This is a genomic window from Pseudomonas sp. ZS1P83, from assembly GCF_054897825.1.
Genome location: NZ_CM142706.1, coordinates 1,919,469 through 1,934,634 on the forward strand (window position 1 = coordinate 1,919,469; position 15,166 = coordinate 1,934,634).

A 15,166-nucleotide genomic window follows, 5' to 3' on the forward strand; every position below is an offset into this window, starting at 1 on the left:
AGGCAAATATCGGGCTTTCATGGGCACCCGTGGTCCACGTTTACCTGCGCAAGCACGGCCTACGGCCGACTGGCACAAAGTCTGCAAGACACTGTTCAGGCCCACTGTGAATGCAGTCGAGTGGGCAGCCCCCTCGGTCAACGACGATCGATTGGCCGAACAGGTCGTGGGCAACATCGGTGGATCCGGCATAGATGCCTGACCTGGCACCGTAAATGAACAGGCAAAGACGCCTGGAACCGCAAGGTTTCAGGCGTTTTTTTTTGCTTTTTGAACAGCTATAGACGGGTGTCTCTTATGAATTCCAATGTTGCCACTTTGAACAAGCTGCAATCGCTGATCGTGATCGGCAATGGCATGGTCGGACATCATTGTGTCGAACAGCTGATCGAACGCGGTGCCCTTGATCACTATCGGCTGCACGTCTTCAGCGAGGAGCCGATGCGTGCTTACGACCGTGTGCACCTTTCCGAATATTTTTCCGGCCGTGATGCCGAGTCGCTGGCCCTCGGTGAAGCCTCGCTGTACCAGACCCCGGGCGTCACCCTGCATCTGGGGGTGCCGGTAGTGGAAATCGACCGCGTCCGCCGCCAGGTGATCACCGCACAAGGGTGCGTCTCCTACGACAAATTGGTGCTCGCCACCGGGTCCTATCCGTTTGTGCCGCCGATCGAAGGCGCCGAGGGCGATTCGCGCCTGGTGTATCGCACCCTTGAAGACCTCGACGCCATCCGTGCCGCGGCGACCAACGCCCGACGCGGTGTGGTGGTCGGCGTGGCTTGCTGGGCCTGGAAGCGGCCAACGCCCTGAAAACCATCGGGCTAGAAGCCCATGTGGTGGAATTCGCCCCGCGCCTGATGCCGGTGCAACTGGACGAGTACGGTGGCCTGGCGCTCAAGGCGCAGATCGAGCGGCTCGGCGTCAGTGTGCACCTGTCGCGCGGAACGCAGTCGATCAGCGCGGGCGAGGACTACCGCTACCGGATGAATTTCGCCAATGACGAATTTCTTGAAACCGACCTGATCGTGTTCTCCGCCGGTATCCGTGCGCAAGATGCGCTGGCCCGTCAATGCTCGCTGGAAGTCGGCCCGCGCGGCGGTGTCGTGATTGACGACCAATGCCTGAGCAGCGATCCAAACATCTACGCCATCGGCGAGTGTGCCGCCTGGAATGGCAGCATTTTTGGTCTGGTTGCACCTGGTTACCAGATGGCGCGCGGCGTCGCTGCACTGTTGTGCAACGAGGCGGCCGAGCCGTTCATGGGCGCGGACATGTCGACCAAGCTCAAGCTGCTGGGCGTCGATGTCGGTTCCATCGGCGACGCGCACGGCAGCACGCCGGGCGCGCGCAGTTATCAGTTCATCGACGAAACCACGGCCAGCTATCGACGCTTGGTGGTAGATGCCACGGGCAAGCATGTACTCGGTGCAGTGCTGGTCGGTGACAACAGCTATTACGACACGCTGCTGCAATACATGCAGAACGCCATTGCGCTGCCGGCGGAACCCGCCAGCCTGATTCTGCCATCGTCCGAAGGCGCGCCGACCCTGGGCCCGGGCGCGTTGCCCGAATCGGCCACGGTGTGTTCGTGCCACAACGTCACTAAGGGTTCCATTTGCTCGGCCATCGACGGTGGTTGCACCGACCTCGGCCTGCTCAAATCGCAGACCAAAGCCTGTACCGGTTGCGGTGGTTGTGCCGGGCTGCTCAAGCAAGTCTTCGAGCATGAGTTGATTGCCCGTGGCGTCAGCGTCGACAAAAGCCTGTGCGAACACTTTGCCTATACCCGTCAGGAACTCTATGCGCTGGTGCGGGTAGAAGGGGTGATCACCTTCGAAGAGCTGCTGGCCAAGCATGGCCGTGGCCACACCGGTTGCGACGTGTGCAAACCGGCGGTGGGCTCGATCCTCGCTTCGTGCTGGAATCAGCCGATCATGGATGCGTCGCTGGTGCCGCTGCAGGACACCAACGACACCTTTATGGCCAACATGCAGAAAAACGGCACCTATTCGGTGGTGCCGCGCATCCCCGGTGGTGAGATCACCGCCGACAAACTGATCGCGATCGGTGTAGTGGCGAAGAAATACAACCTCTACACCAAAATCACCGGCGGCCAGCGTATCGACCTGTTTGGCGCGCAGTTGCATGAACTGCCGGACATCTGGGCGGAGCTGATTAAAGCCGGTTTCGAAACCGGGCACGCCTACGGCAAGTCGACCCGCACGGTGAAGTCCTGCGTCGGCAGCACCTGGTGCCGTTATGGTGTGCAGGACAGTGTGCAAATGGCCCTGACCATCGAAGACCGCTACAAGGGCCTGCGCTCGCCGCACAAGCTCAAGTTCGCGGTGTCCGGTTGCACACGGGAATGTGCCGAGGCCCAGAGCAAAGACGTTGGCGTGATCGCCACCGAGAAAGGCTGGAATCTTTACATCGCCGGCAACGGCGGCATGCGTCCTCGCCATGCCGAGCTGTTCGCGACCGACATCGACGATGCAACCCTGATCCGTTACATCGACCGCTTCCTGATGTTTTACATCCGCACCGCCGACAAATTGCAGCGCACCTCGGTGTGGCGCGAAAGCCTGGAGGGCGGCCTCGATTACCTCAAGGACGTGATCATCAACGACAGCCTCGGGCTGGGTGAAGAACTCGAGTCGCAGATGCAGTTGGTGGTTAACCGCTATGAATGCGAGTGGGCCAACGCCCTAAAAGACCCGGAAAAACTCAAGCGCTTCCGTACCTTCGTCAACGATAAACGCCCGGACCCGGACATCCACTTTGTCCAGGAACGTGGCCAGCGGCGCCCGATCATGGCCGCCGAACTCAACCTTATCCCGGTCACCGAGGAGATTGCCTGATGAGCCAGTCCAATACCCAACGCATCGATTCCCTGGAAAACACCGATGCCTGGCAAACGGTGTGTGAGCAACAGGATCTGGTCAGCAACTCCGGCGTCGTCGTCTGGCTCGACGGCGCGCAAGTGGCGCTGTTCTATCTGCCGGGTGCCGAGGGTCGGACCCTCTACGCCATCGATAACCATGACCCGCAATCCGGGGCGAATGTCATCGGTCGCGGGTTGGTCGGCAGCATCAAGGGTGATCTGGTCGTTGCATCACCGATCTACAAGCAGCATTTCCGGCTTGAGGACGGTAGCTGCCTGGAGTATCCGCAACAGCGTCTGCGTGTCTGGCCTGTGCGCTTGAACGCTGGCGTGGTGCAAGTCGGGGTGGCTTGAAGGTGGTCAACAGAATCGCGCAACGGTATCGGAGGCACTGATGAAAACAGCCGCACAATTGCTGAAACTCAAGGTCGTGCAAAACCGCCAGGTGCATAGCATCGCGCCCGATGAAATGGTGCTTGAGGCCCTGAGGATAATGGCCGAAAAGAACGTGGGCGCGCTCCCGGTGATCGAGGCCGGGCAGGTGGTCGGGGTGATCAGCGAGCGCGACTATGCGCGCAAGGTCGTTCTGGAGGGGCGTTCCTCGGTCGGTACGCCGGTGCGCGACATCATGAGCGCGCCCGTGGTGACAGCGGACAGTCAGCAGAGCATCGAGCGTTGCATGGCGGTCATGACCGACAGTCATCTGCGCCACCTGCCGGTGCTAGAGGGCGACGAATTGATTGGCCTGTTATCGATTGGTGATCTGGTCAAAGAAGCCATCGTCGAACAGGCCGATCTGATTCGGCAACTGGAGCATTACATTCGCGGGCACTGAACGGGTCGGCGCCTCGCTGTTTAATTAAGGTTGGGGGTACATATCCGTTTCTGCGGTGATGGCGACTTAGGGTTCCGCCCTTACGGCGGGTCACTTGGAAAAGCGCCAAGTAACCAAACGCTTTTGCCCCTGACGTACGGTGCCTCGCCCAGGCTCGGCATACCCTCGCTCCGGTCCTGCTCCGTGGGCCCGCCGCCATCGGCCATCCATGGCCGGGGGCGGCTACCGCGGCATCCTTGCCGCGGTGCCCACTGCGCAGAACCTGCGCTCGGCCTTCCGACGGGGCAGATCAAGATCAGAAGCAAGATCAAAAGCAAGATCAAAAACCCGGCGTTGTACCTGTGGGAGCGAGCCTGCTCGCGAAAAACGTCCGGACACCGCATTCATTCAGACAGCACGCGTTATCGTTCACGTCTTTCGCGAGCAGGCTCGCTCCCACAGGGGGAATGCGTGCGCTTGAAGAGGCAGGCCGGCCGGTAGGCCGCCTCGCTTTTGCTTTTGCGGTGTACGCCCCCTCGAGGGCATGCCGAGCCTAGGCGAGGCACCGAACGTCAGGGGCAAGAGCCCTTGGTTACTTGGGGCTTTTCCAAGTGACCCGCCGTAAGGGCGGAACCCTAAGCCGCCGTGACCGCAGAAACGGATATGCACTCGAGCCTGGGGGTTTTGCGCCTTTCTTGATCGGTATCAACCGCATGGCCAGGCGGTCTCTATAGTCTCAAGAGACCGACAGCCAGCGCGCTCACCCCAATGTTCGCCGTAGCGCGGGTTGCCTTGACTCAAGGCGAAAACTCCATGATCTATCCGCTGATTCTGACCTTGCATCTGTTTGCCGCGCTGATCTTCATCGGCACGGTGTTCTTCGAAGTCCTGTTCCTTGAAAGCATCCGCAAACAGTTACCCGCCAGAGTGATGCTGCTGGTGGAGCAGGGCATCGGCCGCCGAGCCCGCTCGCTGATGCCGTGGGTGCTGCTGGTGTTGTTTGGTGCGGGACTGGGCATGGTCTGGTTGCGTTACTTGCCAGCCCTTGCCTCACCATTGGCCTCATCGTTCGGCACATTGCTGGCGTTGAAAATCGCGGTGGCCGTGAGTGTGCTGCTGCATTTTCTGGGCGCCATGTTTTTGTTCAAAAGCGGCCGGATGAGCCCGCGATACCTGCACTTCATCCATGGCAGCCTGTTTTGCCACATGGTCGTTATCGTACTGCTGGCCAAGGGAATGTTTTACCTGACGTGGTAATCGGGTCTGACCGGTGTTCCGTTGTGCAGACACTTCGCTGGCGCTTGATGCAAATCAAGGAGCATTGATGGCTTAACCGGGAGACTTAAGATCCGCAGCCAGTCTCGGAGACCGTCATGCTCGATTTATTTCACAACCCCGGCGAGTTGATCGCTCGGTGCGATCAAGGCGTGCTTGACCTCAACTGTCATGCCGACACGCAAAAATTTCATGACGGTATTGGCTCTTTGGATCTGCTTCGTGCAGTGCGCATCAGCCGCCAGAAGTGCCGTCCGCTGTCCCTGAACGTGCAGCTGCCTTCCAGCCTCAAGCCGTCTTCCTGTTCTGCGCGCGATATCGCCGGCGAGCTCAGCGGTATCGAGCAGTACCTTGAACGCCTGGAGCGTGAAATCGACCTCGTCGGGTGTCACCTGGGGGCCGAGCAACGGGTCGAGCAGTTTCATTTGGGGGGCGGAACACCAACGGCTGCCCATTTAGAGCGGCTGATGAATCATCTGCGTGGCCGGTTCAACTTTCTTGAGCATGAGTGCGGTGACTACAGCGTCGAGGTGGACCTTCACCATACCGACTGGTCGACCATGGGCTTGCTGCGCGACCAGGGATTCAATCATGTGAGCATTGGCGTTCCGGATACCGACTCCGACTGTGACAGGTCGGTGGCCTGCTACCAGAACCCGGCGCCAATCCACTCGCTCATGGATGCCGCGCGCACCTTTGGCTTTCGATCAATCAACGTCGATCTGGGTTTTGGCCATGCCTGGCAGACGCCAGACAGTTTTGCGCTGAAACTGGCGACCATTATCGAGCTGGAGCCGGACAGGCTGATGGTGTTCGACTACGCCCGGCCACCACGCCGCTATCGGCCGGTACTCGGTGACAACGTCAGAGCGCTGTGCAGCCAGGACGATAAAGGCGCGATGCGCCAGATCTGCTTTGAACAGCTGATGTGCGCGGGTTATCACTACATCGGTCTGGGGCAGTTTGTCCGGCCTGATGATGATCTGGCGATCGCCCAGGAGCGAGGCCGGTTACGCCGTACCTGTGAAGGGTTCTCCCGTCACGGGTATTGCGATTATGTCGGATTCGGTTTGGGTGCCATCAGCCAGATCGACGATTTGTACACGCAAAACACCGATGAGATTGAACGTTATCAGCAGCAGCTGGACATGAGGCAATTGCCGACGTGTCGAGGCTGGCGCTTCGAGGCAGGGGATCAGATCAGGCAAATGGTCATGGAGCGTCTGGCCTGTGATCAGGAACTGGATATCCGCGCCATCGAGAGGCGCTATGGGCTGGTTTTTTCAAAGTACTTTTGCGCTGTCTGGCCGTTGCTGGAGCAATTGAGCCATGATGGGTTGATTGAGTTGTCAGACCGTTTCATCAGCATTCTTCCCGCCGGTCGGCCGGAAGTGGATGCCATCTGCAACCTGTTTGAAAAGGATTTGGGCGGTGCGAGGCATTAACCCCATTGCGAGTTGATCGATCATGAACACGACCTTTGATTTCAATCGCGCCCTGGTCGAAAAGTACGACCGCCCGGGGCCGCGCTATACCTCTTACCCCACGGCGCCGCAGTTTCATCAGGCGTTTGCCGTTGACGACTATCAGCGTGCCGCCCGCGACAGCAATCAGGTGGCTGCGCCAAAACCGCTGTCGGTGTACATCCACATTCCGTTCTGCAAAAGCCTTTGTTACTACTGCGCCTGCAACAAAATCATTACCCAGAAAACCCATCGCGCCGTTGAGTACCTGAAGTACCTCAAGCGTGAAATCGCGATGCAGGCGGCCTTGTTCGACAGCACGCGCAAACTCACTCAGTTGCATCTGGGCGGCGGCACACCGACTTATTTGACCAGTGAACAACTGGCGGACCTGATGGACTGCCTGCACCAGGCGTTCAACATGGATGACAGCGATGACCATGAGTTTTCCATCGAGGTCGATCCGCGCACCATCAGTACCGAACAGATCCAGTCGTTGCGCCAACTGGGCTTCAATCGCCTGAGCTTCGGCGTGCAGGATTTCGACCCCGCCGTGCAGGCAGCGGTCAATCGCCAGCAAAGTGAAGAGCAGATTTATGCGCTGGTGGCGGCGGCGCGCGAGGCGCAATTCAAGTCGATCAGCGTCGACCTAATCTACGGTCTGCCACTGCAAACCGTGCAGAGTTTCGACGTCACCCTCAGCAAGATCATCGCGCTGCGCCCGGACCGGATTGCCGCCTACAGCTACGCGCATTTGCCGGAGATGGTCCGCGCGCAACGGCTGATTCGCCCTGCCGACATGCCGCCACCGGAGCGCAAGCTGGAACTGCTCGAGCTGACCATTCGCCGTCTGACCGAGGCCGGTTATGTCTATATCGGCATGGATCATTTCGCCTTGCCGGATGACGAGCTGGCGCTGGCCCGGGCCAATGGCACCCTGCAGCGCAATTTTCAGGGTTACTCCACCCATGCCGACTGCGATTTGATCGGCCTTGGGGTGTCGTCGATCGGCAAGGTCGGCGACAGCTACAGCCAGAGCGTCAAGGAGCTTTCGCAGTATTACAGCCGTATCGATCAAGGGATGTTGCCGGTGCATCGGGGTTACCGCTTGAACGCCGACGACCTGCTGCGCCGCGAGGTGATCAGCGACCTGATGTGCCATGGCCGTATTGAATTCGACAAGTATGAAGCGCGCCATGGCATTCGCTTTACCGAGTATTTTGCCGAGGCGCTGGCGCAGCTGGACGAGCACGTGCGCGATGGATTGCTGCAGATTCATCGCGACGAATTGGTGCTGTTGCCACAAGGGCATTTGATGATGCGCAGTGCCGCGATGGCGTTTGACGCCTATCTGGGTGGTGAACAAAAAGGGCAGTTTTCACGCACCGTCTGAGACATTGGAGCGTGTCCTCTAATGACTTTTGTTGATTTCAATCAAGGGCAGGGGGCGCAACGCTCCCTAACATGACCGCAAGCCCTTTTGAAATCAGCGAGCCCATGACAATCCATCAGCCTTCGATACACGGCAACCTGCGCGCCTGGGGCGTCGGGCTGGTGGTCCTGCTGATGCTGATGCTCGCCACCTTTGAGGTCGTTCAGGCCAAGCAATACGGTGACATCGAGCAGCAGCGCATCGAGAAAGCCTTCCCTCAGACTGATTCGGTTTCCGCCCCCGAAGGCCCGTTCAAGGTGCGCACGCTGTCCGCCGCCGGCAAGGTGCTCGGCTATGTGTTCCAGAGCCTGGACGTGGTGGATATTCCGGCCTACTCGGGCAAACCGATTAACACCCAGGTGATCCTCGACACCGCCGGCATGATTCAGGATGCCTATGTGCTGGAGCACCACGAGCCGATTTTGCTGATTGGCATCCCTGAGGCAAAACTTCACGGCTTCAGCGCCAAATACAAAGGCATCAAGGTCAGTCAGCGGGTCGTCGTCGGCCATTCCAGTGACCCGAACGCGGTCACCGTCGATGCGATTGCAGGGGCGACCGTTACGGCGATGGTGGTCAACGAGGTCATCATGCGCGCCGCCCATGAGGTGGCCGTATCGCTCAAGCTGGTCGAGGACACGGGCGCTGTGGCGCGCAAGCCCGCCACCGTGCGGCAGGACTTTTTCGAGCCCGCGACCTGGGAACAACTGACCGGCAACGGCGCTATCCGCCGGTTGAACCTGACCCGTGGCCAGGTCGACACCGCCTTCAAGGGCACCGAAGCCGAAGGCGTCGACAACGCCAGCGCCGATCAGGTTGATGAGACCTTTATCGAACTGTACACCGCCGACTTGAACCCGCCGACCATTGGCCGCGCGCTGTTGGGCGACAATCAATATCGCTTCCTCATGCAAGACCTCAAGCCTGGCGAGCAGGCCATCGCGGTGCTGGGTCGTGGGCTGTTTTCCTATAAAGGCTCGGGGTATGTGCGCGGCGGTATTTTCGATCGGGTGCAACTGCGTCAGTTCGGCAACGTCATCAGTTTTCGCGACATGGACCACCAGCGGCTCTCGGATGTGTTTGCCAAAGGCATGCCCGAGTTCACTGAGATGTCGATTTTCATTGTGCGCGAACCGGTCCGGTTCGATCCGGGATCGCCCTGGTCCCTGGAACTGCTGGTGCGTCGTCAGACCGGTCCGGTCAGTGGCACCTTCAGCAGCTTCGAATTGCCTTATCAACTGCCCGAGCCGTACCTTGAACGGCCACTGCCCAGCGCCGAAGAACTGGCCGCCCTCGAGGAAGCCAGTCGGCCGATGTGGTTGACCATCTGGTACCAGAAACACTTCCAGATAGCTGTACTCGGGACCGCGTTGCTACTGCTGACGGCGATCCTGTTTTTGCAGGACAAATTCACCCGCCGGCCACATTTTCTGCACTGGCTACGTCGGGGTTACCTGATCTTTACCGTGGTGTTTCTCGGCTGGTATGCGCTGGGGCAGTTGTCGGTAGTCAACGTCCTGACCTTTGTGCATGCGCTGTTCGAGCACTTCCGCTGGGAGCTGTTTCTCACCGATCCGCTGATCTTCATGCTCTGGGTCTTCGCCGCTGCGAGCATTCTGCTGTGGGGCCGCGGCGTGTTCTGCGGCTGGCTGTGCCCGTTTGGTGCCTTGCAAGAATTGATCAACGAAGCCGCGCGCAAGCTGAAAATCCCCCAGTACGAACTGCCGTTCGCGGTCCATGAACGGCTGTGGGCGATCAAATACATCATTTTGCTGCTGCTGTTCGGCCTCTCCCTGGAATCGATGTCCACCGCCGAGCTGTTCGCCGAGGTGGAACCGTTCAAGACCGCCATCACCCTCAGGTTCGACCGCCAGTGGTGGTTCGTGCTCTACGCGGTGGCGCTGCTGGTCATCAATATCTTCACGCGCAAAGTCTATTGCCGCTACATCTGCCCCTTGGGTGCGGCGCTGGCGATTCCGAGCAAATTGCGTCTGTTCGACTGGCTCAAACGCCGCAAGGACTGCGGCACGCCCTGCCAATTGTGCGCCAAGGAATGCGAGATCCAGGCCATTCATCCCGATGGCCGGATCAATGCCAACGAGTGCCACTACTGCCTCGATTGCCAGATGACCTACCACAACGACAACAAATGCCCGCCGCTGATTAACAAGCGCAAGAAGCGCGGCAAACCGGCACCCGCGGCTGTGCAACTGATACCTGTCGTGGAAGTCACCGCTCTGGAATGAACCCCGCGAGCGCCTGTGCGCAGCGACCGTTTTTATCCCTTCAAGGAACACACCTCATGAACGACACAGAATCCAAGAAAACCACTGAAGTGCCGGAACCGACCGGCCTCAGTCGTCGCGGCTTCCTGGGCACCAGTGCGGTAACCGGCGCGGTACTGGCCGGTGCCACGGCCATCGGTGGCGCGGTCTTTACCCGTGAGACATGGGCGGCAGCGGCCAAGGACGCGCAACTGAAAACCCACGTCGGGCCGGGCGAACTGGATCAGTACTACGGTTTCTGGAGCGGCGGCCATCAGGGTGAAGTGCGGATCATGGGCATTCCGTCGATGCGCGAGTTGTTGCGTGTTCCGGTGTTCAACGTTGACTCTGCCACCGGTTGGGGCCTGACCAACGAAAGCAAACGGATCATGGGCGACAGCGCCCATTTCCAGAATGGCGACTGCCACCACCCGCATTTGTCGATGACCGACGGCAAGTACGACGGCAAGTACCTGTTCATCAATGACAAAGCCAACAGCCGCGTTGCGCGTATCCGGCTGGACATCATGAAGTGCGACAAGATGCTCACCGTGCCCAATGTGCAGGCCGTTCACGGGCTGCGCCTGCAAAAAGTGCCGCACACCCAGTACGTGTTCGCCAATGCCGAATTTGTCATTCCACACCCCAATGACGGCAGCACCTTCGACCTGCAGGACAAGAATAGCTACACGATGTTCAACGCCATTGATGCCGAGAAGATGGAGATGGCCTTCCAGGTCATCGTCGACGGCAACCTGGATAACACCGACGCCGACTACACCGGCAAGTACGCGGCGTCGACCTGCTACAACTCGGAGAAGGCCTACGACCTGGGCGGCATGATGCGCAATGAGCGCGACTGGGTGGTGGTGTTCAACATCCAGCGCATCGAGGCGGCGATCAAGGCTGGCAAGTTCATTACCCTGGACGGCTCCAAAGTCCCGGTGGTCGATGGACGCAAAAACGAAGGCAAGGACAGCGCGTTCACGCGTTACATCCCGGTGCCGAAGAACCCCCACGGGATCAACATGACGCCCGATGGCAAGTACTTCATTGCCGCCGGCAAACTCTCGCCCACTTGCACGATCATCGCCACCGCCAAGCTCGATGATCTGTTCGACGACAAACTAAAGGACCCGCGTGACGCGGTGGTCGGCGAACCGGAACTGGGTCTGGGCCCGCTTCACACCACCTACGACGGCCGCGGTAATGCCTACACCACGCTGTTTATCGACAGTCAGGTGGTGAAGTGGAACGTGGAGGAGGCCGTTCGCGCCTACACCGGCGAGAAGGTCAACTACATCAAGCAGAAACTCGACGTGCAGTACCAGCCGGGCCACAACCATGCGTCGCTGACCGAAACCCGTGAGGCCGACGGTCAATGGCTGATGGTCCTCAGCAAGTTTTCCAAAGACCGCTTCCTGCCGACCGGCCCGTTGCACCCGGAAAACGACCAGTTGATCGATATTTCCGGCGAGGAGATGAAACTGGTGCACGACGGCCCGGCCTTTGCCGAACCCCACGATTGCGTCATGGCCCGTCGCGACCAGATCAAGACCAAAAAAATCTGGGACCGCAACGACCCGTTTTTTGCCGAAACCGTGGTGATCGCCGCGAAAGACGGGATCAAGCTGGAAACCGACAACAAAGTCATCCGCGACGGTAACAAAGTCCGCGTCTACATGACCTCGATGGCCCCGGCCTATGGCCTGCCGGAATTCACCGTCAAACAGGGCAACGAGGTCACTGTGACCATCACCAACATCGACCAGATTGAAGACGTGACCCACGGCTTTGTGATGACCAACCATGGCGTGAGCATGGAGATCAGCCCGCAGCAGACCTCATCGATCACCTTCATCGCCGACAAGGCCGGCCTGCACTGGTACTACTGCAGCTGGTTCTGCCATGCACTGCACATGGAAATGGTCGGCCGCATGAAGGTCGAGAAGGCCTGACCATTGCCCATCGACAGGAGCGGGCCAATGACCGACATCAAGGCAAAACCGGCGAAGGTCATTGCGCTTGCGCTCCTGCTGATGTCCGGCAGCGCGCTAGCGGTGCAACCCATCACCACGTTGCCGTTGACGGTGGACGCCGATCAACGCTGGCACCTGCCGGCGGGGGAATACCGTGGCTCGTTCAGCGTCGATCAACCGATGCAGATTGTCTGCGAGCCAGGCGCGGTGTTCCAGGGAGAGGGGCAGGGCAACGGTTTGATCATCAGTGCGCCGGATGTCGGCATTGAGGGTTGCACCTTTCTGGATTGGGGCCACGACCTCACCGCTATGAACGCGGCGTTGTTCATCCAGCCCAAGGCCCATGGTGCGGTGATTAAAGGCAACCGCCTGCAAGGCCGGGGTTTCGGTATCTGGGTCGACGGCACTCAGGATGTGAGCCTGATCGACAACCGCATTCAAGGTGATCCGACAATGCGCTCGCAGGATCGCGGCAACGGCATTCATCTGTATGCCGTGCATGGCGCCAAGGTCATTGGCAATCAGGTCCGCGACACCCGCGATGGCATTTACATCGACACTTCCAACGGCAACCTGCTGCAGGGCAATACCCTGGAAGATCTGCGCTACGGCGTGCATTACATGTTCGCCAACGATAACCAGCTGATCGGCAACACCACTCGCCGCACCCGCACTGGCTACGCCTTGATGCAAAGCCGCAAGCTCACGGTGATCGGCAATCGCTCCGAACAGGATCAGAACTACGGGATCCTGATGAACTACATCACCTATTCAACCTTGCGTGACAACTTCGTCACTGACGTGCGCGACGGCTCGACCGGCGACAGCATGATCAGCGGCGCCGAGGGCAAGGCGTTGTTCATCTACAACTCGCTGTTCAACAGCATCGAACACAATCACTTCGAGCACAGCGCCGTGGGCATCCATCTCACCGCCGGCTCGGAAGATAACCGCATCGCCGACAACGCTTTCGTCGGCAACCAGCGGCAGGTCAAGTACGTCGCCACCCGCTTGCAGGAATGGTCGGCAGATGGCCGGGGCAATTACTGGAGCGATTACCTGGGTTGGGACCGCAACAACGATGGCCTGGGCGATATCGCCTACGAACCCAACGACAACGTCGACCGTCTGCTGTGGCTGTACCCGCAGGTGCGGCTGTTGATGAACAGCCCCGGTATCGAGTTGCTGCGCTGGGTGCAACGGGCCTTTCCGGTGATGAAATCGCCGGGTGTGCTGGACAGTCATCCGCTGATGAAGTCATCCACTCAATCCCTGACCCAGGAGCCCGCCGCATGAACGTCATCGATATAGAAGGCGTCAGCCAGCGTTATGGGCACGCCACCGTATTGCATCAGTTGAACCTCAGCCTGGCGGAAGGTGAAGTGCTGGGTTTGTTCGGGCACAACGGCGCGGGCAAGACCACCAGCATGAAACTGGTGCTTGGCCTGCTCCAGCCCAGCGAAGGACAGGTCAGGGTGTTCGGCCGTTTGCCCAGTGATCCCCACGTGCGGCGCCTGCTCGGTTATCTGCCGGAGAACGTGACTTTTTACCCGCAGCTGAGCGGCCTTGAGACCTTGCGCCATTTCGCGCGACTCAAAGGCGCCGCGTCCGCTCAGGTGGACGTGCTGCTGGAGGAAGTCGGCCTGGCGGGGGCGGCGCATCGGCGGGTCAAGACCTACTCCAAAGGCATGCGTCAACGCCTGGGACTGGCGCAAGCGCTGCTCGGCGAGCCACGTTTGTTGCTGCTCGACGAGCCGACGGTCGGCCTCGATCCCATCGCTACCCAGGATCTTTATCGCTTGCTCGATCGTCTGCGCAGCCAGGGCACCAGCATCATTCTGTGTTCTCACGTATTGCCGGGCGTCGAGGCGCATATCAACCGCGCAGCGATTCTGACCCAGGGGCGTCTGCTGGCCCTTGGCAGTCTGCGCAGTTTGCGTGAGGAGGCCGGATTGCCGACGCTGATTCGCGCCAACGGCCTCAAGCACGCCGGGCCCCTGCAGCAACGTTGGAACAACGCCGGGCACGTCACCGAGCGCTGGGGCGTCGAAGGTCTCGAAGTGGCCGCGCTCAATGGCAGCAAGCTCGGGCTGTTGCGCCAACTGCTCAATGAAGACGAACCGGCCGACGTGGAAATCCATCAGCCGTCTCTGGAAGATATTTACCGCTACTACATGAGCCAGGCCGGTGCGGCGTCGATTGGGGAGGCCGTATGAACGCTGTCTGGAACATGGCCCGCAAGGAATTCAGTGACGGATTGCGCAATCGCTGGTTGTTGGCGATCAGCCTGTTGTTCGCGGTGCTGGCCATCGGCATCGCTTGGTTGGGCGCCGCAGCCTCCGGGCAATTAGGTTTCACTTCGGTGCCGGCCACCATCGCCAGCCTCGCCAGTCTGGCAACGTTCCTGATGCCGTTGATTGCGTTGCTGTTGGCCTATGACGCCATCGTCGGCGAGGACGAGAGCGGCACATTGCTGCTGTTGCTGACCTACCCGTTGGGTCGCGGGCAAATTCTGCTCGGCAAGTTTGTCGGCCACGGGTTGATCCTGGCGCTGGCGACACTGATCGGTTTCGGCTGCGCGATGCTGGCAATCGCGGTGCTGGTGGACGATGTCGAACTGAGCCTGCTGCTCTGGGCCTTTGGCCGTTTCATGGCGTCGTCGACGTTACTGGGCTGGGGTTTTCTGGGGCTGGCCTATGTGCTGAGCAGTGTGTCTGCCGAGAAATCCACGGCGGCCGGGCTGGCGCTGGGTGTCTGGTTCTTCTTCGTGCTGGTGTTCGACCTGGCACTGCTGGCGCTGCTGGTGCTCAGCGAAGGGCAGTTCAACCCCAAAGTGCTGCCCTGGTTGCTGCTGCTCAACCCCGCCGACATTTATCGCCTGATCAATCTTTCCGGTTTTGAACCCGGCGCCCATGCCGCGGGTGTGCTGACGCTGGGCAGCGATTTGCCGATGCCGGGCTCGATGCTCTGGCTGTGCCTGTCGCTGTGGGTGGCGGCGCCATTGGGCTCGGCCTGGCTGTTGTTCCGTCGCCGGGCGACATGAGTTTCCCCTTTGATA

10 protein-coding genes and 1 pseudogene are annotated in these 15,166 nt (G+C 59.8%); all 11 read left to right on the top strand.

The genetic code is table 11. The annotated features are described in order from the left end of the window. Positions 1 to 297 precede the first annotated feature (297 nt). The 11 genes and pseudogenes from nirB to ACYZT0_RS09315 all read left to right on the top strand — a co-directional run bounded on the left by nirB (position 298) and on the right by ACYZT0_RS09315 (position 15,151). Positions 298 to 2,858, top strand: a pseudogene (gene nirB / locus ACYZT0_RS09265) (nitrite reductase large subunit NirB). Beyond that, on the top strand, positions 2,858 to 3,235 hold the full coding sequence (nirD, locus tag ACYZT0_RS09270; protein WP_462045554.1) for a nitrite reductase small subunit NirD: 378 nt from the start codon (positions 2,858 to 2,860) through the stop codon (positions 3,233 to 3,235). Before nirB ends, nirD begins: the two are co-directional and overlap by 1 nt. Positions 3,236 to 3,275: 40 nt before the next feature. Then, positions 3,276 to 3,716 carry a CBS domain-containing protein gene (locus ACYZT0_RS09275; RefSeq protein WP_462045555.1) on the top strand — a complete coding sequence of 147 codons (441 nt, stop codon included), beginning with the start codon at positions 3,276 to 3,278 and terminating at the stop codon, positions 3,714 to 3,716. Positions 3,717 to 4,508: 792 nt separating this feature from the next. Beyond that, positions 4,509 to 4,952, top strand: a complete 444-nt coding sequence (locus ACYZT0_RS09280) for a CopD family copper resistance protein (protein WP_046046915.1) — start codon at positions 4,509 to 4,511, stop codon at positions 4,950 to 4,952. A gap of 116 nt (positions 4,953 to 5,068) precedes the next feature. After that, on the top strand, positions 5,069 to 6,415 hold the full coding sequence (locus tag ACYZT0_RS09285) for an oxygen-independent coproporphyrinogen III oxidase (RefSeq protein WP_462045556.1): 1,347 nt from the start codon (positions 5,069 to 5,071) through the stop codon (positions 6,413 to 6,415). A gap of 22 nt (positions 6,416 to 6,437) precedes the next feature. Continuing rightward, a complete protein-coding gene (gene hemN, locus ACYZT0_RS09290; RefSeq protein WP_462045557.1) occupies positions 6,438 to 7,826 on the top strand; it encodes an oxygen-independent coproporphyrinogen III oxidase in 1,389 nt (462 codons plus the stop codon). A 71-nt stretch (positions 7,827 to 7,897) separates the two neighbouring features. Further along, positions 7,898 to 10,111 (top strand): transcriptional regulator NosR, encoded by a 2,214-nt coding sequence (gene nosR, locus ACYZT0_RS09295; protein ID WP_462045558.1) that lies wholly within the window; start codon positions 7,898 to 7,900, stop codon positions 10,109 to 10,111. A gap of 56 nt (positions 10,112 to 10,167) precedes the next feature. Next, a complete protein-coding gene (gene nosZ / locus ACYZT0_RS09300) occupies positions 10,168 to 12,087 on the top strand; it encodes a TAT-dependent nitrous-oxide reductase (protein ID WP_462045559.1) in 1,920 nt (639 codons plus the stop codon). A gap of 27 nt (positions 12,088 to 12,114) precedes the next feature. Continuing rightward, positions 12,115 to 13,404: a nitrous oxide reductase family maturation protein NosD gene (locus tag ACYZT0_RS09305; RefSeq protein WP_462045560.1), complete on the top strand. Its 1,290-nt coding sequence runs from the start codon at positions 12,115 to 12,117 to the stop codon at positions 13,402 to 13,404. Then, the gene (locus ACYZT0_RS09310; RefSeq protein WP_462045561.1) at positions 13,401 to 14,324 is read left to right on the top strand and encodes an ABC transporter ATP-binding protein; all 924 of its coding nucleotides are present in this window, start codon (positions 13,401 to 13,403) and stop codon (positions 14,322 to 14,324) included. Before ACYZT0_RS09305 ends, ACYZT0_RS09310 begins: the two co-directional genes overlap by 4 nt. After that, positions 14,321 to 15,151, top strand: coding sequence for an ABC transporter permease (locus tag ACYZT0_RS09315; protein ID WP_462045562.1), 831 nt, complete (start codon positions 14,321 to 14,323; stop codon positions 15,149 to 15,151). Before ACYZT0_RS09310 ends, ACYZT0_RS09315 begins: the two co-directional genes overlap by 4 nt. Positions 15,152 to 15,166: the final 15 nt, after the last annotated feature.